The 22,120-nt window shown below is 37.2% G+C and carries 19 protein-coding genes; 13 read left to right on the forward strand and 6 right to left on the reverse strand.

What is annotated here, in order from left to right; genetic code table 11:
- Positions 1-46: 46 nt before the first annotated feature.
- The 13 genes from CFK40_RS06260 to CFK40_RS06320 all read left to right on the forward strand — a co-directional run bounded on the left by CFK40_RS06260 (position 47) and on the right by CFK40_RS06320 (position 16,011).
- On the forward strand, positions 47-451 hold the full coding sequence (locus CFK40_RS06260; protein WP_089531500.1) for a CidA/LrgA family protein: 405 nt from the start codon (positions 47-49) through the stop codon (positions 449-451).
- Positions 421-1,113 (forward strand): LrgB family protein, encoded by a 693-nt coding sequence (locus CFK40_RS06265; RefSeq protein WP_089531501.1) that lies wholly within the window; start codon positions 421-423, stop codon positions 1,111-1,113. Before CFK40_RS06260 ends, CFK40_RS06265 begins: the two co-directional genes overlap by 31 nt.
- A 344-nt stretch (positions 1,114-1,457) precedes the next feature.
- A complete protein-coding gene (locus tag CFK40_RS06270) occupies positions 1,458-3,629 on the forward strand; it encodes a DNA topoisomerase III (protein WP_089531502.1) in 2,172 nt (723 codons plus the stop codon).
- A 246-nt stretch (positions 3,630-3,875) separates the two neighbouring features.
- Positions 3,876-5,459: an ATP-binding protein gene (locus CFK40_RS06275; protein ID WP_089531503.1), complete on the forward strand. Its 1,584-nt coding sequence runs from the start codon at positions 3,876-3,878 to the stop codon at positions 5,457-5,459.
- 22 nt (positions 5,460-5,481) lie between these two features.
- Positions 5,482-6,168 (forward strand): response regulator, encoded by a 687-nt coding sequence (locus tag CFK40_RS06280; RefSeq protein WP_089534303.1) that lies wholly within the window; start codon positions 5,482-5,484, stop codon positions 6,166-6,168.
- 201 nt (positions 6,169-6,369) lie between these two features.
- The gene (locus CFK40_RS06285; RefSeq protein ID WP_405196572.1) at positions 6,370-7,392 is read left to right on the forward strand and encodes a tripartite tricarboxylate transporter substrate binding protein; all 1,023 of its coding nucleotides are present in this window, start codon (positions 6,370-6,372) and stop codon (positions 7,390-7,392) included.
- 63 nt (positions 7,393-7,455) lie between these two features.
- Complete coding sequence (locus tag CFK40_RS06290) at positions 7,456-7,908, forward strand: tripartite tricarboxylate transporter TctB family protein (protein ID WP_089531504.1); 453 nt, start codon at positions 7,456-7,458, stop codon at positions 7,906-7,908.
- Positions 7,909-7,948: 40 nt separating this feature from the next.
- Positions 7,949-9,460: a tripartite tricarboxylate transporter permease gene (locus tag CFK40_RS06295; protein ID WP_089531505.1), complete on the forward strand. Its 1,512-nt coding sequence runs from the start codon at positions 7,949-7,951 to the stop codon at positions 9,458-9,460.
- A 12-nt stretch (positions 9,461-9,472) separates the two neighbouring features.
- On the forward strand, positions 9,473-10,852 hold the full coding sequence (locus CFK40_RS06300; protein WP_089531506.1) for an SLC13 family permease: 1,380 nt from the start codon (positions 9,473-9,475) through the stop codon (positions 10,850-10,852).
- A gap of 15 nt (positions 10,853-10,867) precedes the next feature.
- Positions 10,868-12,298, forward strand: coding sequence for a bifunctional 2-methylcitrate dehydratase/aconitate hydratase (locus CFK40_RS06305; protein WP_089531507.1), 1,431 nt, complete (start codon positions 10,868-10,870; stop codon positions 12,296-12,298).
- A gap of 13 nt (positions 12,299-12,311) precedes the next feature.
- Complete coding sequence (prpB, locus tag CFK40_RS06310) at positions 12,312-13,208, forward strand: methylisocitrate lyase (RefSeq protein ID WP_089531508.1); 897 nt, start codon at positions 12,312-12,314, stop codon at positions 13,206-13,208.
- A 196-nt stretch (positions 13,209-13,404) separates the two neighbouring features.
- Entirely contained in the window at positions 13,405-14,739 is a 1,335-nt protein-coding gene (locus tag CFK40_RS06315) for a DUF2252 domain-containing protein (RefSeq protein ID WP_089531509.1), read from the forward strand.
- A gap of 237 nt (positions 14,740-14,976) precedes the next feature.
- Entirely contained in the window at positions 14,977-16,011 is a 1,035-nt protein-coding gene (locus CFK40_RS06320; protein ID WP_227001878.1) for a potassium channel family protein, read from the forward strand.
- A gap of 95 nt (positions 16,012-16,106) precedes the next feature.
- Here the strand turns inward: CFK40_RS06320 and CFK40_RS06325 are convergent, their stop codons facing one another.
- From CFK40_RS06325 to CFK40_RS06345, 6 genes are all read right to left on the reverse strand, one after another.
- Positions 16,107-16,460, reverse strand: coding sequence for a hypothetical protein (locus CFK40_RS06325; RefSeq protein ID WP_089531510.1), 354 nt, complete (start codon positions 16,458-16,460; stop codon positions 16,107-16,109).
- 63 nt (positions 16,461-16,523) lie between these two features.
- On the reverse strand, positions 16,524-17,135 hold the full coding sequence (locus tag CFK40_RS06330) for a C39 family peptidase (RefSeq protein ID WP_089531511.1): 612 nt from the start codon (positions 17,133-17,135) through the stop codon (positions 16,524-16,526).
- A gap of 125 nt (positions 17,136-17,260) precedes the next feature.
- Positions 17,261-17,635, reverse strand: a complete 375-nt coding sequence (locus tag CFK40_RS06335; RefSeq protein WP_089531512.1) for a YmaF family protein — start codon at positions 17,633-17,635, stop codon at positions 17,261-17,263.
- Between the two features lie 90 nt (positions 17,636-17,725).
- Positions 17,726-17,881: a hypothetical protein gene (locus tag CFK40_RS21075; protein ID WP_168927220.1), complete on the reverse strand. Its 156-nt coding sequence runs from the start codon at positions 17,879-17,881 to the stop codon at positions 17,726-17,728.
- 504 nt (positions 17,882-18,385) lie between these two features.
- Positions 18,386-19,990 carry an amidohydrolase gene (locus CFK40_RS06340; protein ID WP_227001879.1) on the reverse strand — a complete coding sequence of 535 codons (1,605 nt, stop codon included), beginning with the start codon at positions 19,988-19,990 and terminating at the stop codon, positions 18,386-18,388.
- 87 nt (positions 19,991-20,077) lie between these two features.
- Positions 20,078-21,865 (reverse strand): glycoside hydrolase family 13 protein, encoded by a 1,788-nt coding sequence (locus tag CFK40_RS06345; protein ID WP_089531513.1) that lies wholly within the window; start codon positions 21,863-21,865, stop codon positions 20,078-20,080.
- Positions 21,866-22,120: the final 255 nt, after the last annotated feature.

Here is a 22,120-nt window from a genome sequence, read left to right on the forward strand (position 1 = left end):
GCTAGAAAAGGGGGATAGTTGTTCTTATTTAGAAGGACAATACACCATGAAAATCATCAGAATCATTATCCAGATAGCGGTTTTATATGCCATTTCCTTTATTGGAGAAGTTCTACACGATTATCTCCATATACCACTTCCGGGAAGTATTATTGGACTCCTATTGTTATTAGTTGGTTTATCCTTAAAAATTATCCCTGCTAAATGGATTGAAAACGGAGCTGGATTTATACTAGCTTATTTGCCTATATTTTTTATACCTGCTACGGTTGGAGTCATGAATTACCCTTCCTTATTTTCTTGGAGCGGCGTTGTGTTAATAGCGGTAGTTGTTTGTAGCACCATTGTCACCATGATAGCAGCAGGAACAATGGGTCAATTCCACGAAAGACTAAGTCAGAAAAGATTGGAGAAGAAGAAATGCAACAAACAGTTTACGCAATCATCATGATCCTTCTAACTGTCGGTGTCTTTTTAGTGATGAGACGATTATATATACGTTTCCCTTTTCAACTTTTACTCCCTATGCTGACTTCCACTGTCTTAATTATATCTATTTTGCTATTATTCCATATTTCATACGAAGACTATATGGTTGGTGGAGAATGGATTAATACTTTTTTGGGTCCAGCTGTTGTTTCGCTTGCTTATCCCTTATATAAACAACGAAAAGTATTAGTGACATATATATTTCCCATATTAAGTGGTGTTTTTGCGGGAATATGTAGTGCCATGGTTAGTGGACTTTTATTTGCTAAAGTCCTAGGGGTTGATCGAAGCCTGATTCTTTCTCTTATCCCTAAATCTATTACAACACCTGTGGCAATCCAAGTTTCTTCCGTCATAGGGGGCGTCCCTTCCATCACGGTCGTTTTTGTCATGATAGCGGGATTTACTGGTGTCATCTTAGGACCCTTTATTTTCAAATGGACTCGAATTCAAAGTTCATTAGGGAGAGGAATTGCGTTTGGTAGTGCCTCTCACGCCATTGGTACGTCAAAGGCTTTTGAATATGGTGAATTAACTGTCTCGATGAGTTCGGTTGCCATGACCTTGAGCGCGATATTTGGTTCTGTTATAGGACCGTTATTTGTGTGGTTGTTTCATATTTAATAATTAGAAATATGTTAAAGTAAAAGAGAGTTTCCTTTAAAAGTTTAAGCACTTGCGCTTTTTATAATAGAAGAGCGTGTTCAAAAAGGAGGATAAAAAGGACCGAGTCGTCTAAAGTCGCAACGTCCTGTTGCAACGCCGACACTAGCACGTCCTGTGCGTCGAAAGTTCGAGGCAGCGTAGCTTTGAGTCCCGGAACGTATGGTCTTAATACGTGAGGAGACGATCTAGCACGCAGGAAAAGCGTTCTCCTTTTCCAAGGAACGGAAAAGCAAGCTAACGAAGAAATTCGATGTGTCATTTTTACCGGACTTTTTGAACATCCTCTAGAAAGGGTTTTTTAAATGAGTAAAACGGTTGTATTAGCAGAGAAACCTTCAGTTGGACGTGATATCGCACGTGTCCTGAATTGTACTAAAAAAGGTAATGGCTATATGGAGGGTCCTTCCTATATTGTTACATGGGCTCTTGGCCATTTAGTTACGCTCGCAGATCCAGAAATATATGATGATAAATATAAAACATGGAAGCTTGATGATTTACCAATGCTTCCGCCTCATTTAAAGCTTGTTGTGATGAAAAAAACGGGTAAGCAGTTTAATGCGGTAAAAACGCAGCTTAATCGTAACGACGTAAGTGAAATTGTTATTGCAACAGATGCTGGACGAGAAGGTGAACTTGTTGCCAGATGGATTTTGGAAAAAGCACGTGTGAAAAAGCCTGTAAAGCGTCTGTGGATTTCGTCTGTAACAGACAAGGCGATAAAAGATGGGTTCAAACAGTTAAAACCAGGCGACCGCTATTTGAATTTATTTGACGCAGCAGTGGCTCGGTCAGAAGCGGATTGGTATGTTGGCTTGAATGCGACTCGTGCATTGACTACAAAACATAATGCTCAGTTGTCTGGCGGACGGGTACAAACGCCAACACTTGCCATGATTCAAGCACGTGAGAATGAGATCAAAGCATTTAAGCCACAACAGTTTTATGGTATCCAAGCGGTTACGGATAAAGGGCTAAAATTCACTTGGGTGGACGTGAAAAATAATAATCGAATGTTTGCTAAAGACAAGGCCGATTCAGTTTTGCAAAAAGTAAAGAACAAAGCTGCTACAATTGTCTCGGTTGAAAAAACACATAAGAAAAAATATGCAGCACAATTATACGATTTAACCGAGCTTCAACGAGACGCAAACCGGATCTTCAATTTTTCCGGAAAACAAACCTTATCAATCATGCAAAAATTGTATGAGCGGCATAAAGCATTAACCTATCCACGAACAGATTCACGGGTGATTTCATCGGATATTGTACCGACTTTGAAAGACCGAGTAAAGGCATGTGGTATTGACCAATATGCACGTTTTGCTAGCAAGGTATTAAATCGCGAGTTTAAGCTTTCTAAAACTGTTGTCGATAATGCGAAAGTATCGGATCACCATGCCATCATTCCAACCGAACAATCTGTTGTTTTGGAGGATCTAGATGATAAGGAACGAAAGATTTATGATTTAGTCGTGAAACGGTTCCTTGCAGTGTTGTCTGCCCCGCATGAATATGAGCAAACATCAGTGGAAGCGAAGATTGGTGAAGAAAGGTTTACTGCAAAAGGTAAACGTGTGACCAAACAAGGCTGGAAAGAAATTTATGATAACCGGTTTGACGATGATGACGAAGCAGATCAAACACTGCCAAAATTAGCAAAAGGGGATACGTTTGATAAAATAAAAGTTTCCCAAACGACTGGAGAAACAAAACCACCTGAGCGTTTTACGGAAGGTGGATTATTGCAAGCTATGGAAAACCCAGTTCGCTATATGAGTTCTGATGAGAAGCATTTAGCGGGAAGTCTGACAAAAACTGGTGGTCTAGGAACTGTGGCAACTCGTGCAGATATCATCGAGAAGCTTTTCAACGGCCAATATATGGATAAAAAAGGAAAACATCTATTTTTAACATCAAAAGGAAAACAGTTACTTGATCTAGTGCCAGAAGATTTACGCTCACCAGCACTCACAGCTGAGTGGGAGCAAAAGCTTGGCTTGATTGCAGATGGTAAGCTGAAAAAGGATGCATTTATTGCTGAGATGAAAGGCTATACAAAAGAAGTTGTGCAAGAAATCAAAGGTACAGACGCGTCATTCAAGCATGATAATATGACCGGAACCAAATGTCCCGATTGTGGCAAGTTAATGCTTGAGATTGATAATAAGAATGGAAGAATGCTTGTTTGCCAAGATCGATCCTGTGGACATAAAAAGAACATTGCCAAGCGAACGAATGCAAGATGCCCGAATTGTCATAAGCGACTTGAGCTACGCGGAGAAGGCGAAGGACAAATGTTCACATGCAAGTGTGGCCACCGCGAGAAACTTTCTACTTTTAATAAACGGAAAGAACAAGAGAAAAAGCATAAAGTATCTAAAAAAGATGTTAATAAATATTTGAAGAAAAATGATGACGATGGGTTTAAAAACAATGCCTTGGCCGATGCGTTGGCGAAGTTGAAGAAATAAAGTTATCTAGAAGATTTCCTGCTAAAAATTGCGGGGAGTCTTTTTTTGATTTAATTCTTGCTGGCAAAAGGAGGAGTTTGAGTTGATTATTGGAAGTTAAAAAACTGCATGCTTATAATCAAAAACCTTTTGCTTATCTAAAGTAATAGGGTTTCGTTTACTTTTGTAAATTTTGTAAGTTTCACCTTTTTCTAATATTATGGTAAATTAAATAGTAGTTCAGTCCTCAAGGAGTTGTCATACATAATGAAAACGGTTAGCTTACAGACAAAAATATTAGGTTTAATTATAACATTAGTTTTATTAGTGACGATTTTTCTTACGGGAATTATAGCTTACATAGAATCAGAAGAAACTTCAGAAAATATAGGGAAGCGTGCCTTACAGGTGGCAACAACAATATCATTTATGCCTTCAATCAGAAATGCTTATAAACTGGATCAACCTCAAACGGTCATCCAGCCGATTGCAGAGAAGATTAGAAAAAAAGTTGGCGCGGAATTTATAGTAATAGGAAATGCAGAGAGTATTAGGTATTCGCATCCAGATGAATGGAAATTAGGCAAGCGTATGGTGGGTGGAGATAACGCGAGAGCCCTAGTTCAGGGCGAATATTATACTTCTCGTGCAATAGGTAGCTTAGGACCATCACTACGGGGTAAAGCACCAATCTTTAATGAACAAGGGACAATAATTGGAATAGTTTCCGTGGGGTTTCTGGTAGAGGATATTAAATCAATCGTCTTTGATAAATTAGTAAAAATTAGTAGTATTTCTCTGGCAGTGCTATTTTTCGGTATACTGGGTGGTGTTTTATTAGCTCGCAATATTCGAAAAGATACAATGGGACTGGAGCCGCACGAAATTGCATCGTTATACCGTGATCGAAATGCCATTTTGCTTTCTATTAAGGAAGGTATCATTGCCATTGATAACAAAGGTTATATCACCATGATGAATCACTCAGCAAAAAGCATATTAGGGTTCACTGACGATAACCAATTAAAGAAGATAGAAGATGTCTTCCATAATACTAAAATGTATGAAGTTCTTAAAAGTGGTATCGGTAATAAAGATGAAGAGATGATTTTACGTGATCGAACAGTTATTGTGAATCGGACCCCCATTACTGAAGATAATGAGGTAGTGGGTGTTGTAGCAAGCTTTCGTGATAAAACAGAAATAAATGAAATGCTGAACGCCTTATCTGAAGTTAGAAGGTATTCGGAGGATCTGCGAGCACAGACGCATGAATTTACGAATAAATTATACGTTTTATCTGGATTGTTACAATTGAAGCACTATGACGAAGCAATCGAATTGATTCAAAAGGAATCTGCATTCCATTTAAACCAAAATAAGGTAGTCCTTGAACAAATTAAAGATAAAACAGTACAAGCAATTTTATTAGGTAAAATAAGTAAAGCATCCGAAAAAAAGGTGGATTTTCTTATTGACGAAAATTCCTCATTAAATGTGGTACCAAAAAACATTGATATGATAAAGTTAATAACAATACTAGGGAATTTAATAGATAATGCTTTCGAAGCTGTTGAAAATAACACCTTAAAAAAAGTGACCTTTTTCGCTACAGATATAGGTACAGATATTATATTTGATATCTCAGATAATGGAGTAGGGATAGCAGAAGAAAATATTGATACTATATTCGAAACAGGATTTTCTACTAAACAAGCATTTGATCGCGGTTATGGATTGGCATCCGTTAAAGATATTGTGGAAGAGTTGCACGGTGGAATTGAAGTCTCTAATCAAAACGATGGTGGAGCAGTTTTTTCTGTTTTTATACCAAAAAGTTTAAATGAGTAATAAGGTAGGTGACAAAGACAAAATGATAGATATATTAATTGCTGAAGATGATTACCGAGTTGGCAATATCCACGCGGAGTTTTTATCTAAAATAGCTGATGTTAAGGTAGTAGGTAAGGCATTGAACGGAAAGGAAACGTTGGAGTTAATAGAAAACCTCTCAGTCGATTTAATTTTACTAGATATTTTTATGCCAGATATATTAGGTACAGAACTTATTCGTCATATCCGTGATTCAAAGCCAAATATAGATATTATTATGATTTCAGCTGCGACAGATAAGTCAACGGTTGAGGAAGCTATACGTAGTGGCATATTTGATTATATTATTAAACCTGTTAAAATGGACCGGTTTATCGAAACGATTGAAAAATATAAGCATAGTAGAAAAATATTGAATAGAAAAGCAGAAGTTGATCAATCATTCTTAGATGATTATTTTGGACATCAGCACCATGAGATACATACTACTAAGAATACACCAAAAGGAATCGATCCTTTAACGTTAGAAAAAGTAAAAGAAATAATGGAAGAAAATAGATCAGGGACTACTGCAGAAGAGATGGGTTTTAAAATTGGTGCTTCAAGAACAACAGCTAGACGATACTTGGAATATCTAATTTCAATCGGTGTCTGTACGGCCCAATTAGAGTATGGAATTGTTGGAAGGCCTGAACGTAAATATCTTATGAATAAAAAAACATCTTGATTTAAAAACTTGATGTTTTTTTATTTTGCATAGTTTTAAGACAAGGCTTTTTTGACCGTGGTGAACAAAATGAACAAAATAAACAGAAGAGTTATTTTGCTGTTTATTTTGAAAACGGTTACATATCAGAAAAATTACATTACAGTAATAATCAATACCAATGATATTATTCATTGGAAAAAAATAAGGGGGAAATTAGTAGTGAACAAATTATTGTTATTTTTAGTGTTAGGCTTCTTAATGATTTTTACAGCAGCATGTTCCGACAGTGGTGAAAAAGCGAGCGGTTCAGATTCGGGTTCAGATTCAAATAGTGAATGGACTCCAGAAAAACCGATTGAAATTGTATCACCTTCAGGAGCAGGTGGTGGTTGGGATACCACTGCAAGAATGGTAGGGAAAACATTCAATGAAACAGGAATCATCGAACAAGATATTGGCATAGTCAACAAGCCAGGTGGCGGTGGCGCTGTTGGTTGGGCGTATGTACATGGGAAAGAAGGAAATGCAACAAACCTATTCATTTCATCACCACCAATCTTATTAGTCCCATTGAATGGTCAATCGGAATATGGTCATGAAGATTTTACACCTCTTGCCAATGTGATTGCGGATTATGCAGCATTTGCAGTTGCAGCTGATGCGAAATGGGATAATTTAAATGAGTTATTTGAAGATATGAAAAAAGATCCATCTAGTATCACCGTAATCGGGGCATCATCTCCAGGTAGTATGGATCATATTCAGTTCGTCAAAATTGCAAAAGCAGCTGGGGTTGATGTAACAAAAATTAAATATGTATCTGACCAAGACGGCGGTGCATTAACATCATTGTTAAACGGCAGTGTTGATGTTTATTCTACTGGTGTCGCAGAAACGGTAGAACAGGTTAAAGCAGGTAAGATTAAGGTTTTAGGGGTAACATCTGAAGAGCGTTTAGAGGGAGAAGTTCTATCCGATTTCCCTACTGCAAAAGAACAAGGAATAGATGCAACATTTGTGAATTGGCGTGGATTTTTTGGGCCACCAAATATGGATAAAGCAGCAGTTGAATTCTATGAGAAAAAGTTTAAAGAGCTAAGTGAATCGGATGAATTCGCTGAAATCCGTAAAAAGTATGGCTGGAGTGAAATGTACATGGATAGTGAAGAGTATAAAGCATTTTTAGATAAAGAAAAGGAAGAAATTAAAATGTTGTTAGAAGAATTGGGTCTATCTAAGTAAAGTAGAAATAGGTGAGTCAATGACCATAATCATTGGCTCTACTTTTTAGAAGGTGGTGTACGTATGTTTCATACATTAAATAAAAAGGTTTCCATTTTTTTAATTCTGTCAGGTATTTTTTATCTTGTTTTAAGTTTTGGACTACCATCCTATGAATATGTTCCTGTTGATGCTGATATCGTGCCAATAGGTCTTGGTATAGTATTAATTATCTTATCCATAATTCTCTACTTTGTTAAAGATCAGGAGAAGAAGGAAAATGATGACCGAATTTCCAAAAGTGAATTACCTGTCATCCTTGGAGTAATAGGTTTTATTATTCTTTATATTTTCTTCCTTGAAATTATCGGTTTTATTATTACGACCGTTTTATTTCTTTTTATTTGCTCATTATTTCTTGGATATAAGAAACACTTTATTAATGCGATTATATCGCTTAGTATTCCAATATTAATCTACTTATTATTTGATTCATTTTTACAAATTCAACTACCTACGGGAATTTTACCATTTTAATAAATTCTTTTAGACATGTAAGTATAAAGGAGGCAACAACATGGATGTATTTCAAGGATTGGCTCAGGGTTTTCAAGTTGCCCTTAGTTTTGAAGGATTATTGTTTGTATTAATTGGAGTTGTTGTCGGCACAGTTATTGGAATGATTCCTGGACTTGGGCCGATTACTGCGATTGCAGTTATGATTCCAATAACATATGGAATGGATCCAGCTATTGCTTTGTTATTAATGGCTGGGGTTTACTATGGTGCTGCATATGGCGGGGCAGCTTCATCAATATTATTAAATGCACCTGGGGTATCAGAAGCGGTTGCCACAACATTTGACGGGTATCCAATGGCAAAGCAAGGTAAAGCAGGAAAAGCATTAGCGATTGCCGCAATTGGATCTTTTGTCGGTGGAACAATCAGTATTATTTTTCTATCTTTTCTGGCTCCATTGCTTTCAAAAGTAGCTGTATCCTTTGGTCCCCCAGAATACTTTGCTTTGATGCTAATGGGATTAACTGCTATAGCAAGTCTTTCCGATGGTTCAACAGTTAAAGCACTTATTGCAGGTACAATTGGCCTAATGATTGCTACAATCGGAATTGATGCACAAACTGGAACGCCTCGTTTTACATTTGGAAATCCGCATCTCCTAGAAGGTATCGACTTTCTTGTCATTGCATTGGGGTTGTTCGCACTTGCTGAAGTAACGGCACTTATTAAGAATAGAAAAGAGAAAATGGATAGTATGCATAATGTTGGTAGTCTTAAACTTTCAAAAAGTGACTATAAGGAATTAGCGCCTACTATGGGCAGACAGTCTGTTCTTGGCTTTCTTGTAGGTATTTTACCAGGGGCTGGCGGGACAATCTCTTCCTTTCTTGGTTATATAAGTGAAAAGAAATTCTCTAAAAATCCTGAGGAATTTGGTAAAGGTTCAATGCGAGGAGTTGCTGCTCCGGAAACGGCTAATAATGCCGCGTCGACTGGTGCCTTTGTACCATTATTAAGCCTTGGAATTCCTGGTTCAGGGACAACAGCAGTTATGCTTGGAGCTTTAATCGTACTTGGGATACAGCCTGGGCCGTTGTTAATGACGGAACACCCTGATGTTTTCTATGGTGTTATTGCAAGTATGTATATCGGTAATATTCTATTATTAATTCTGAACTTACCACTTATTCCATACCTTGCTAAAATTCTACTTGTACCAAGGCAGTTATTAATCTCGCTTGTTATTGTATTTTGTATAATTGGAGTTTATGCAATTAGCTTCAGTACATTTGACTTATATTTGCTTTTAGCATTCGGTATTATTGGTTATTTAATGAGACTTATTCAGTTTCCTGCAGCACCCCTTTTACTTGCATTTATACTTGGAGGTATGATGGAACAGGCTTTTAGACAATCACTAACTATTTCAAATGGAAGTCTGTCTATTTTTGCAACAAGTCCGATTGCAGCTGTCATGCTGGCAATTGCTTTCTTGTCTTTCCTAGTGCCAATTATTAAAAGTCGTAAATCAGGAAAAAAAGAGCAAGCAGAAAATAACAAAATTGCTTAGGTACCTGATTAAATGAAGATGAAAATCTTTTACAGTGTACTATGTTTAATGGCGATCATTTATGTAAAGGAAACGTTTTTAACAGACTTTACCACCGAGCAACAACTTACACTTTGTTTGTTAGCATTTGCTGTCTACTTGTGGGTAGCAGCACCAATCCCAACCGGTCCGACTAGTATTCTCCTGTTAGCCTGTATGCTCATTTTTAATCTAGTTGATAGTGTGGAAGATGCTTTGGTGGGATTTCTATCTCCAGCATTATATTTTATTTTACTGTTGTCGTTAATAAGTTACTCATTGGTACAGGTTGGTGTAGACAAAATAATTGCGCGGTTTTTAATCAAAATGAGTAAGGGTGGGCCAACCCTAATTGTAATTATGCTACCATTATTTATTTTAGTGTTACCGATTATTCTACCATCAGCAATTGCACGTTTTAAGATGTTGCTGCCAATAATTACGAAACTAAATCAGTACTATGGGTTCCCAGAAAAAAGTTTATTTGAAAAGTATAGTTTGTATGTTATAGGAATGCTCAATCAAAAAGCAACAATGATTATTTTTACCGGTGGAGGATTTCCGATTCTAGCTTCTCAATTATTAAAGGACTACGAGATTGCAGAAGTTGGATGGATGGATTGGTTTTTACATATCGGACCACCACTTTGGATTGGATCGATAATTGTTGCTATCTTTGTTTGGCAGTTTCTTAAGAAGATGTCTCCTAATGATGAATGGTATAATGAACGAAAGCCAATTGATTTTGTAGATCAAAAAGAAGATCGAATGCCACCTGCTTTCTGGGTGGTTATTATTAGTTTTTTACTAATGATAATGACATGGATTGTTACAGACCAGGGCAAGGTCCCATTAGTCTTACCACCAATGATTTTGGTTGTGCTTTATTCGCTTCCTAAACTTGGATTAATAACGAATAAAGTAATTCGTGATTATGATTGGGAAAACTTTTTATTACTTGGGTCATCATTTTCATTGGGAATGCTAATGGCGGAAAATGGAACGGCGAGTGTGTTAGCGCGGGAACTAATTAGCTTTGTTTCACCTGATGAGGGTATGACAGTGAAAATTATCGCTATTTCTCTACTTATTTTTTTATTACGGTTTTTATTTGTGGTTCCATCCTCAGCAATGATTGTTATTTTCCCAATTGTCATATCTTATTCAGAATTAATTGGTGTTCAACCTGAGAAACTCGCATTTTTAGTAATTATGATCATCGGTGGGGTTGTGGTGCTGCCAATTCATTCACCGACAGTTTACATGGCCTATGAAACTGGTATTTTTAAAAAGAAAGAACAGTATATCATAGGTGTATCTTCTAGTATTATTATAATGATAATCGCAATACTTGCATCACTTTATTATTGGTAAATTGGAGGGAATTTAATGATAACACTTACTACAGATACGGATCATTTACTTAATGAAATAGCAGAGTATGTGTTAAATGGAAAAATTGATAATGATGGTGCTATTGAGACGGCGTCACATGTTTTAATGGACACATTAGGTTGTGGGTTCTTAGCGTTAAGATATCCAGCGTGTACAAAACATCTTGGTCCAATTGTTCCAGGTACAGTTGTTCCAAATGGAAGTAGGGTTCCAGGTACACAATTTGAGTTAGATCCTGTTCAAGCAGCATTTAATATTGGAACAATGGTGCGATGGCTTGATTATAATGATACGTGGCTTGCAGCAGAATGGGGCCATCCTTCCGATAATTTAGGTGGAATATTAGCTGTTGCTGATTATGTAAGTCGGAAGAATATTGCAGATGGTAGGGCACCCCTTACAATGGAAGAGGTATTGATTTCAATGGTTAAGGCACATGAAATTCAGGGGATTTTAGCATTGGAAAATAGTTTGAATCGGCATGGTCTTGATCATGTGCTATATGTAAAAGTAGCTACCACGGCAGTTGTAACTCAAATGCTTGGTGGAACGAGGGAAGAAATTATTAATGCGTTATCAAATGCATGGATTGATAATTCAAGCTTACGTACTTACCGTCATTTCCCTAATGCGGGATCACGTAAATCCTGGGCTGCTGGTGATGCCACTAGTCGTGGCGTACGATTAGCACTAATGGCTGTTCATGGGGAAATGGGCTATAAAACAGCTCTTTCTGCAAAAGGCTGGGGATTTGAAGATGTGTTATTCGGTGGCAAGAAACTAGTATTAGGACAACCACTTGGTTCGTATGTAATGGAAAATATTCTTTTTAAAATTTCATACCCTGCAGAATTTCATGCTCAAACAGCAGCAGAATGTGCAGTAAAATTACACAATGAAACAGCAGGTCGAATTGATAAAATAGATAAAATTGTAATTACGACACATGAGTCTGCAATCCGTATCATTGATAAAACAGGACCGTTATATAATCCAGCAGATCGTGATCATTGTCTTCAATACATAACAGCTATTGGGCTGCTTTTCGGAGATATTACAGCAGACCATTATGAAGAGAAAACGGCGCAAAACCCACGTGTTGACCAACTACGTGATAAAATGGAAGTGGTAGAAAGTGAGCAATACTCGATTGATTATTTAGATTCCGAAAAACGTTCGATTGCAAATGCAGTTCAGGTTTTCTTTCAAGACGGAACATCTAGCGAAAAAGTTGTACGAGAATATCCATTAGGTCACCGTTTTCGTCGTAAAGAAGGAATTCCGAAATTAATGACTAAATTAAAAGCAAATCTGCAAACGAGATTTCCAGAAAAGCAAACAGCTGAAATTTATGCAATTTGTCAGGATCTTCCTTATTTAAAAAATATGTATGTTCATGATTTTATGAACAAATTGGTCATATAAGGGAGGGCGTAGTATGAGTTGGTTAACGCAAGAACACTCTTCACAAAAGGAATTAGCAACCGCTTTTATGAGACTGGTAGAAGAGCAATCAATCTTAAAAGTTCCTGGTGCACATGATGGAATGGCAGCATTAATAGCTAAGCAAGTAGGTTTTAAGGCTTTATACTTATCAGGTGCAGCCTATACGGCAAGTAAAGGACTACCCGATTTAGGGATTGTAAACTCGGAAGAAATAGCTTTGCGGGCAAAGGAAATTATACGTGCTACAAACTTACCACTGTTAGTAGATATTGATACTGGATATGGTGGCGTTTTAAATACAGTGAGAACTGCCAAAGAAATGATGGAGGTTAATGTAGCCGCCGTTCAAATTGAAGATCAGGATTCACCAAAAAAATGTGGGCACTTAAATGGGAAAAAGTTAGTAACCACTGACACAATGGTTGAGAAAATTAAGGCAATCAAAGAGGTTGCACCAACGTTGATTATTGTAGCAAGAACAGATGCACTGGGGGTAGAGGGAATAGAAAGCGCTATAGAGAGATCGAATGAATACGTTCAGGCTGGAGCAGATGTTATTTTTTCGGAAGCATTGACAAAAAAAGAAGAATTTGAGCAGTTTAAACAAAACGTGACTATTCCTTTGCTGGCGAATATGACTGAATTTGGAAAGACTCCATATTACAATGCAACAGAATTTGAGGATTTCGGGTATAGCTTAGTGATCTATCCTGTTTCCTCTTTACGCGTTGCTGCTAAAGCATATGAAAGAGTTTTCGTAGAATTACTAGAAAAAGGCACGCAAAAAGATTTTTTGGAAAGTATGCAGACCCGGGAAGAATTGTATGAGACGATAGATTACTATCGATATGAAGAGCTAGATAAGAAAATAGCTAAAACAAAATTGTGAGTTGTAAGATAAATAAATTTAAAAGGGAGGTTTCCGAATGGGAGCCTCCTTTATCTGTTGGAAAATGGTAACCAGTTCCATTTTATCTCCCTCCATAATCCTAACACCTGAAATCACCTAATAAAAACTGTAAAATGGATTTATCGTAACTTTATGGATAAGTTAGTAAAGTTACATGAAAACGGAGGCTTTAGAAATGGCAAATGAAATGATGGAACACATCGTACTAACTCGGAAAAAACTGCGAAAAGAAACGGTTAAGACTGTAATGAAGCAATTTGATAGCGAATTACTTGGGTTGGATTATACAAATCAGAAACGAAAATATAAGAAGATGTTGGCAAGCCCATTCCAATTTTACAGAGGGAGCGCATTTCTATTTTATTATGATGCAACGCAAATACCGTTTGCTTATCATACAGCCGATGATAAACCGACTTGGCTTCAAGGCGATTTGCACTTTGAAAACTTTGGAGCTTTTAAGAACAAAGAAGGAAATGTTGTTTATAACACAAATGATTTTGATGAAGGCTATCTAGGGTCTTACTTTTATGACGTGTACCGAATGGCAGCCAGTATTGCCTTGTATAGTGAGGAACTAGGGTATGGTGAAGAAGATCAAATCAAGTTAATTAACGTGTATTTACAAGCTTACTATAAGCAGTTGCTCGCTTTTGTTGATCGGGATGAATTACCTGGTTCTTTAACTTTTCACGAACAAAATACGATAGGACCTGTCCAAATGGTTTTAAAAGGATTGCCTGAACGGGAAGTGAATGCTGTTTTGGATGCGATCACTACTGTTGATAGTGGGGAGCGGAAGTTCCAAGAAAAGGATGGGCTAAAGCATCTGACTCATAAGGAGTATAATTTGCTTAAAAAATCATGGCCTGACTATGTTGCTTCGATTGATTCTGATAATCGGCAAAGAGAAGGGTTTTATAAAATTAAAGATGTAGTGAAAAAACTTGGTGCTGGTACGGGATCAATCGGTCTTCAACGTTATTATATTTTGATTGATGGGCATGAAGATGGAGAGGATGGTGATCTGGTTCTTGAGGCAAAGGAAGCACGGACTCCTGCTCCAAATCACTTTTTCCCATACGATGAGCTGTTTTCAGACGATAGCCCTCACCATGGAAAACGGGTTATAATTGCTCAAAAAGCAATGCAGTATTTAGTAGATCCCTATCTTGGTTATTTTTCAATTGGTGACCATGATTTTTATGTAAGAGAAAACTCTCCATACAATGAAGGTGTTGATCCGAGCGAGTTGATGGATAATGAAGGTATGGAGTCAACTGTGGAATTGATGGGGAAAGTCACAGCAAAAGCCCATGCTCGTGCCGATGAATTTCAATTTGAACATGAGAGTGAAGAGGAAATAGTAAAAGCAATCGGTTCTGAATACGATGGATTTATTTCGCAATTAATTGCGGCATCGATAGACTATAAAAAACAAGTGAATAAAGACTATCGCATCTTTTCGGAATGGTGTATTGAAGAATTTGATCTTGAAGCAAAGCATTAGTAAACGAAATACCACAGTGGTGAGCACTGTGGTATTTTTAAGCAGTTAAGAAAGCATAAATCCTTTCTTACTGCATAAGTACAACTAAAGCTTGGCGATAAGCCAAGTTTTCTAATGAGTAGCTTTTTGTAGAAGAATCATTTTTAAAAGAGACTATATTTATTCTGATTTTGCACACATTTTATATGAAATAAGTTAAACTGATACTGACGGTTAAAAGTAAGGGGATGTGTACATATGATATGGTTTCTTACCAGGGTTTATCCTAAAATAAATCAAACCAATAATTTAAGACTTTTTTTACTAGTTATAGGGGTACTTGTATTTAGCTCTTTTTTTATTCATTTTTTAGAACCTGAAACGTTTCCGAATGCATTTGAAGGATTATGGTGGGTTATGACAACCATAACTACGGTTGGGTATGGGGATGTTTCACCGACTACAACTGAGGGTAAGATTTTCGCTATGTTTCTTTTTGCGGTAGGTATTGGTCTAATGGGTGTTGTGATTGGAAAGGTAGTAAATTTATTCTCGTTATATCGATTGTTGAAGGAGGAAGGAAAATTGCCATTTACAAAAAGCGGTCATTATGTATTATTAGGGTGGGGCGAAAGAACAAAAAGTACGGTGAAAGAATTATTAAATGATAATGAAAAAAGAGAAGTGGTCATTGTTGCAGACCTCTCGCAAACGCCCTTCAAAAATGATAACGTGACGTTTATACAGGGAAACCCTGAGGACAAGGAAGCGTTAATTGATGCAAATGTTGCTAAAGCATCTTCAGTATTAGTCTTTTCAGATGATAGAATACAAGATTCTTCTTTAGCAGATGGGAAAAGCTTGTTGATAGCATCTTCGATAGAGAAGCTATCTATTGAATTAGAGGTGAATATTTATACAATTGTAGAAGTACAAAAGGAAAAACATATTGATAACTTTAAACATTCCAAGGTAGACGAATTTGTCATTTCAGACGAGACATTCTCGCGGATTATGGCTAAGGCCTCCCGTTATCATGGGTCAAGTAAGATCTATACATCACTGACAAGTGATATGGAAGGGGAAACCATCTATCAAGTTAATCCAGATCCACAGTGGGATACGTATAAAGATGCATTTCTTTCCTTACTTGAAAAAGGTGCGACTCTTCTTGCCGATCGAAATGATTTATCTATTAATCAACGATTGAATGAAAAAATACCAGAGGATGCGGAATTGTTTGTAGTCTGTAGTGTGGACACGTACAATCAACATTGGAAGAAGGCAGAGTAAAGGACATCCCCGGTATGTATGCTTGAATGACATAGGCGGGGATGAAGCTTTATTTTTGGGGAAATTATTTTTGAGTAGAACCTTGCGAAGTGTTTTTATATACCGTATTGTATTTTAAATTTAGCATATTCACGCCCATTTGTAACAGCCTTTTTCCATATATGATCTTGATCTGCTTCTAATGCACTGAATCTATCCATGATTTCTTGATGTCGCTTATCATTTTCCTCACGCATTGAATTCTGAGCATCACGAATTGAATAAATTTGTTCTTTCATCAGAGCCTGTTCGTTTTTCATGAGTGCCATTTCATTTTTTGTCAGAGCCTGTTCATCTTTCAAGAGTGCCATTTCATTTTTCATTTCTGTCTGTTCTTCTCTAATTTTCCCAACCGTACTTATCAACTGTGATAGCATGTCTTCGATGTGTTCTAGTTTTTGCTCAACCATTTATATTCACCTCCTTTTTCTAGTATAATTAATCTTTATCGTTTTGGCTAGATACAATCTAAGTTAATTCACGTCCAAGGTAACTGCTCTTTTTCCCATGGATGTAAAGTTATGCTCAAATAAATCCTTATCATAGTATTCTACTTGACCAGTATAGGGATCATTTACAATTACATTAACTCCATCTATTCCAGTGAGTACTACAGCATGTTCATTACAATACCAATCGATTTTGTTTCCTTGTTCATCAAACCATGTTTCACTAAGATATGTTTGCTTTTGATTAATTGTAGTCCATGCCATGACTGGTTTCTGGGACCTAACGATTTCTAAAAGTGAATGAAAATCTTGTCCGGTTAAATTGACCCCTTTACCAGGTATGAATTTTTCAATGGTTTCAAGAATTGGACCTTCAAACACTCCGAAACTACCATCGTCTGAGTAGGGATCCCCAACAAAATTGTGATTTGGGTTTCCGCCTAGCCATTCCCCATCTATCAATCTTACTTTTTCCCCTTTAGGTAATTTATCCGCTACCTCAAATTTACAGACAGTTAACCCACCCCAGGTTAATAACATTGCTAAAGATGTGGCTTCACATCCAGTAGGCAGCTCTGGATATTGATGATATACAGGCACACCGTTAACCTTTATGGTGGTATTTTTATGTTTCATTTATAAAAACTCCTATCTACTCGTTCTTCATCTTGAAAACTAGTATATAGTAATTCAGCTGATTTTGCTATATAGAAAAAACAAGAGATTCGCCTGAACCTCTTGTTAGTTAACGTGCATTTCCATTAACTTTTTGATGCCTTTGTGAAGCCTTTTATAATATGTGTGTGACCGTCATTTTCTGTCGTTTCAATTTCTGCATAATGTACATGATAACCACCTGGTAATGGAATAGGGGGACTAGTATATACTTCATAGTAGTGAATATGTTTATCGTCAAATGTCGTATTTCCCCACATTTTATGGACGTGTCCCTCTGAAGTTTCAATCGGAGTACTAGTAACACCTGGATGTAAATGCACATGACCATCGTCACAAGTGGTTGCGCCGCCGTGACCATGTGTATGGTCACTATTTACATGGTGACTTCCTCCCATCATATTATTGTTTGGTTGAGCATTTGTACCATTATACGGGTCTGGCCTTATGTTATTATACATGGATACAACTCCTTTTATTTTTATTTACCTTTTAACGTATGTGAACCAAGCCTATTCCTGTGCATGGACTTAAACAAAAAAAGCGGATGATCACTTATCGTGATCATCCGCTCCATTTTCTACTTTATTAGCAATTTTACTGGCTATCCAACGCTTCGCTATATCCTCATCGATTTTGTACTCTTTTCCAGCGCGAAGGATTTCACCGTGATAAGCTGTTTGTACGTTCATTAAAACCTTTTGCATAAAAAATTCCCTTCCTAAATGGGTTCAAAGTCTATTTTACCGCAGTTTGACGGGCAGTAAAACCCCCGCTTCAAAAATTGAGGGAGGTCAGTAAAATTAAGTGGGGGATAACTGCCCATACAAGCCCGAATGGTTCAACTAGCATTCAGTAGGGAAAGAAGAACCCCCCACTGAATGAGGCCACTGAAAAAGTGATGGATTTAAAAATTTAACTTTTTACCTTAACTTAGCATCTCGAATATACGGAGACTCCTCGAAAAAGAAAAGCACTTTTTCTTCGTGCGATGCCTTTTCAGGGAAGCCTTCCTTATCCTGCGGGAAGTAAGAGATCGCGAGCCCCCGAGGACGGCAGTCCGAGGGGGCTCGACACTCGCCCTAAGGTGCGCGTAGTATATTCGAAGATGCGATGGTAGATTCGAATATTTTGTATTACATTTAACTTTTTCAGTAGCCTCCACTGAATGAAGTTTCACTTTTGCATTTTCCAATAAAAGTGCTGATATCCTAATCTTTTTGAAAAACTCTTTGGCCTCTACTCCATGTCTCGATAACTTCAATGCTGTTTAATTCACTGGTTTTCACTTCGTTTGGATGTTCTGACAACATGATTAAGTCTGCTTGATGACCCGCTGTTAATCTTCCTTTTTCATGCTCACGGAATTCAAGTTCTGCAGCGCTTTGTGAATAGCCTTGAAAGCTACGATCAACGGATAATTTTTCATCTGGTAACCAGCCACCAGTTGGATTACCATCCGTATCTGTACGATTAACCGCTACAAAAATTCCTGTGATTGGCGACAGTGGACCAATCGGGGTGTCAGAGCTTAACGTAAATGGGATTTCCATTTTATCTACAGTGTTCCAAGGGTTACAGAATTTTTCTTGATCTTTTCCTACCCAATTTGCTGTTTGGTCATATTCATTCATAATAAATCCTGGTTGCGTTTCGATGTATGGCTTTACTTCTTGAAGTCTTTCTAAGAGATCTGGAGCTAAAACTTGTGCATGAATAATTCTGTGTCTTAGCTTTTTCGTATCCACTTTTTCAAGTGCATTCAGCGCTTGTTCTACTGTTCTATCACCAATTGCATGCATGGCCACTTGCATACCATTTTCATGAGCGGTTTGGACGATTTCATCAAGTTCATCCTGTGGATAGATTAAATTCCCACTTGTGCTTGGTTTATCATGATAGGCTTGACGCAAAGCAGATGTGTGTAAGCGCTGTGTCCCATCAAGGAAAATTTTAATCGCGCCTACTTTAACCCGTTCACTGCCTTCACCAGTACGTTTGTTAGTAGTACGTAAAAAATAGTTTAAATCATCGATGTTAAAAATATAGTGATGTAACCGAACATCAATTTTTAGATGACCATCTTTTTCTAAATCCAGGTACGTCTTAAAAAGTCGGTTATAATTGCCGACAAAATTTAAATCATCGGTATGGACAGATGTAATCCCTTTTTCAAGTAAATGAGGTACAGCGTCTTGTACCGCCTCATAAATTTCATCTTCGTTTTTTTGGCGGAAATTAAATTTAATGAAATGAACAGCTGTATCCTTGAAGCGCCCAGTCCAATTTCCATTACGATCTGTTTCGATAAATGTTTCATGGTTTTTTAAAAGGGCAGGTTCTTGCTGTAAAATTTTTAGTGCCTCATAGTTAACAACACATTCATGCCCGTCTTCATGAAGGAAGAAAGCTGGCTTATCGTATTCCAATTCTTCTAGGTCATCTGCCGTTAGCGAATGGTCGATATCCGTTAGTTGGCTATCGATTAAACCACGCCCAACAACCCAATCGTGTTCCTCCATTTTTTCTTCGTTAAATCGATTTGATATCAGTCTTTTCATCTCTTTATAAGATGTTACATCACGGAAATCGAGTTCTTTTTTCATCAATCCATAACGCAACAAATGCATATGGGAGTCATTAAAACCGGCGGAAACAACGCGTCTATCACAGTCAACTACATGAGAACCTGTTTCCTTAGTAAGTCCATTGTTGATAGATTGGATCTTTTCGCCATCCATTACAATGTGAAAAATTGCTTCAGTTGATTCGCTTGCAAATGGTCGATATAGCCGTACGTTATTTAAAATTTTCAATGTGGTACCCTCCAATAAATTGCTTCTTACTATTGTTTACCCGAATAGGAGGGAGGATAAAATTAATCGTTGATCAGGTGTCAACATCTAGCTTAATTGTTCAATTAGTTTATAACCCGTAGGCCCTATGATGAGTGATTCAGTGCCAGATAAAATAAGTTGTTTTTTTCTTATCGAGCCTTCTTCAGAAAGAATAACCTCTTTAACCTTTTCATGATTCGTTCCAAAGACTTTTTCCATTTTTACTTTTGTTTCCACATCACTATTATTCACGATAAAAATCAAGCGTCTTTCACTATTTGATTTTTCATAGACAATTGTTTGGGTCGCTTCATCTACATACAGGAAACGAAAATCACCGTCATTTGCAACAAGTGGATCTGATTTCCGGAAACGAATAAGTAACCGTAAATAGCGAAATAACTTTTGGTCTTGTTTGTCTTCATTCCAAATCATACACGCGCGACAACCAGGATCTTGTCCACCGTCCATGCCAATCTCATCACCATAATAAATACACGGTGTCCCCGTAAAGGTAAGTTGGAATAAATACATGAGTTTAACGCGTTCAGGATTTCCTTCAGCCAGTGTTAAAATTCTCGGTGTGTCATGGCTGTCCAGTAGGTTAAAAGCAACTTCATTCACATTTTTTGGATACATATGTTGGACATCGGTAATCGTATTTGTGAAGTCGCTCGCCGTCATTGCATGTTTACCGAAAAATTCAATTACGGCATTTGTGAATGGGTAGTTCATGACAGCATCGAACTGGTCGCCTTGAAGCCAAGGCATCGAGTCATGCCAAATTTCGCCTAAAATGTATGCGTCAGGTTTTGTCTTTTTAACAACCTGGCGAAAATCACGCCAAAATACGTGGTCGACTTCGTTTGCAACGTCTAGGCGCCAGCCATCAATATCAAATTCTTTTATCCAATAACGTGCAACGTCTAATAAATATTTTTTCACTTTAGGATGTTCGGTGTTTAATTTAGGCATGGATGGGACGAATGCGAATGCATCGTAATTTGGTGTAGGATCTGCGGCTATTGGAAAGTCCCACAGATGGAACCAATCTTTATATTTTGAAGCTTCCTGATTTTTTAGGACATCTTGAAAGGGTTCGAAAAAGTAACCGCTATGATTGAACACGGCATCAAGCATCACACGAATTCCTCGTTTATGGCATTTCCGAACAAGTTCACGAAAGGTTTCTTTATCACCAAACTGTGGGTCAATTTCCATGTAATCAATTGTGTCATATTTATGGTTTGAATTTGCCTTGAATATAGGTGTGAGGTAAATACCATTAATTCCGAGCTTTTCCAAATAATTCAGACGATCAATAATCCCTTGAAAATCCCCACCAAACATATTCGATTGTGACGGGTCAGTACTTTCCCATGGTAGTGTTCTTTCTGGATCATTTGACGAATCCCCATTTGCGAAGCGTTCCGGAAAAATCTGATACCAAACAGTGTCTTTTACCCAAGATGGAGCTTGAAATACATCTATTTTATTTAGATATGGAAAACAGAAATAAAAGGCCGTGTCACTTGGTAGTGTTTGGTGAAAACCTCGTTCGGTATAAAGCAGTGTCTCACTGGCATCGGAACACCGAAACCCATAGCGCATTCGATGAAATTCTGGTGTAACAGCAACAAACCAAAAGTCATGTAATGCAGTAGAACCTGACTTTTCCATTGTTAATGTTTGGCTTATCCAGTGGCCATTCTGGCAATTGTATGGATCGCCGTATATTAATGCAACGGAATCTAAATCATCTTTTGCTGTTTGCAAAACGACATGTAACGTTTCGTTATCATATGCATAGGCAAAATTATTTTTAGGTCTGTGGTAAATGGCTTCTTTTAACAATTAGATACACTCCTTTTGTTCAAACGTTTGTATAGAATACGTATGAAATTGATTAGGTAGGTTCCAGATATGTAGAGTCTATTAGGAATAAGTATAGCAGGAATTATATAAAATGTAAGCGTTTAATGTAATTGTAAATAAAGTATTTAAAAAAGTTTAAATTGTAGTTGAATTTATTTTAAAACCATGTATAATAAAAATGAATCTTGTGCAAACGTTTTCACAAACTAATGCATAAAGGAAACCATTGGGAGG

The organism is Virgibacillus necropolis (genome assembly GCF_002224365.1).
Taxonomy (GTDB): domain Bacteria; phylum Bacillota; class Bacilli; order Bacillales; family Amphibacillaceae; genus Virgibacillus_F; species Virgibacillus_F necropolis.

Bases quoted from the DNA above. Each gene is read 5' to 3' on its own strand.
- CFK40_RS06260 (WP_089531500.1), top strand. From the start codon at position 47: ATGAAAATCATCAGAATCATTATCCAGATAGCGGTTTTATATGCCATT.
- CFK40_RS06265 (WP_089531501.1), top strand. From the start codon at position 421: ATGCAACAAACAGTTTACGCAATCATCATGATCCTTCTAACTGTCGGT.
- CFK40_RS06270 (WP_089531502.1), top strand. From the start codon at position 1,458: ATGAGTAAAACGGTTGTATTAGCAGAGAAACCTTCAGTTGGACGTGAT.
- CFK40_RS06275 (WP_089531503.1), top strand. From the start codon at position 3,876: ATGAAAACGGTTAGCTTACAGACAAAAATATTAGGTTTAATTATAACA.
- CFK40_RS06280 (WP_089534303.1), top strand. From the start codon at position 5,482: ATGATAGATATATTAATTGCTGAAGATGATTACCGAGTTGGCAATATC.
- CFK40_RS06290 (WP_089531504.1), top strand. From the start codon at position 7,456: ATGTTTCATACATTAAATAAAAAGGTTTCCATTTTTTTAATTCTGTCA.
- CFK40_RS06295 (WP_089531505.1), top strand. From the start codon at position 7,949: ATGGATGTATTTCAAGGATTGGCTCAGGGTTTTCAAGTTGCCCTTAGT.
- CFK40_RS06300 (WP_089531506.1), top strand. From the start codon at position 9,473: ATGAAGATGAAAATCTTTTACAGTGTACTATGTTTAATGGCGATCATT.
- CFK40_RS06305 (WP_089531507.1), top strand. From the start codon at position 10,868: ATGATAACACTTACTACAGATACGGATCATTTACTTAATGAAATAGCA.
- prpB (WP_089531508.1), top strand. From the start codon at position 12,312: ATGAGTTGGTTAACGCAAGAACACTCTTCACAAAAGGAATTAGCAACC.
- CFK40_RS06315 (WP_089531509.1), top strand. From the start codon at position 13,405: ATGGCAAATGAAATGATGGAACACATCGTACTAACTCGGAAAAAACTG.
- CFK40_RS06320 (WP_227001878.1), top strand. From the start codon at position 14,977: ATGATATGGTTTCTTACCAGGGTTTATCCTAAAATAAATCAAACCAAT.
- CFK40_RS06325 (WP_089531510.1), bottom strand. From the start codon at position 16,460: ATGGTTGAGCAAAAACTAGAACACATCGAAGACATGCTATCACAGTTG.
- CFK40_RS06330 (WP_089531511.1), bottom strand. From the start codon at position 17,135: ATGAAACATAAAAATACCACCATAAAGGTTAACGGTGTGCCTGTATAT.
- CFK40_RS06335 (WP_089531512.1), bottom strand. From the start codon at position 17,635: ATGTATAATAACATAAGGCCAGACCCGTATAATGGTACAAATGCTCAA.
- CFK40_RS21075 (WP_168927220.1), bottom strand. From the start codon at position 17,881: ATGCAAAAGGTTTTAATGAACGTACAAACAGCTTATCACGGTGAAATC.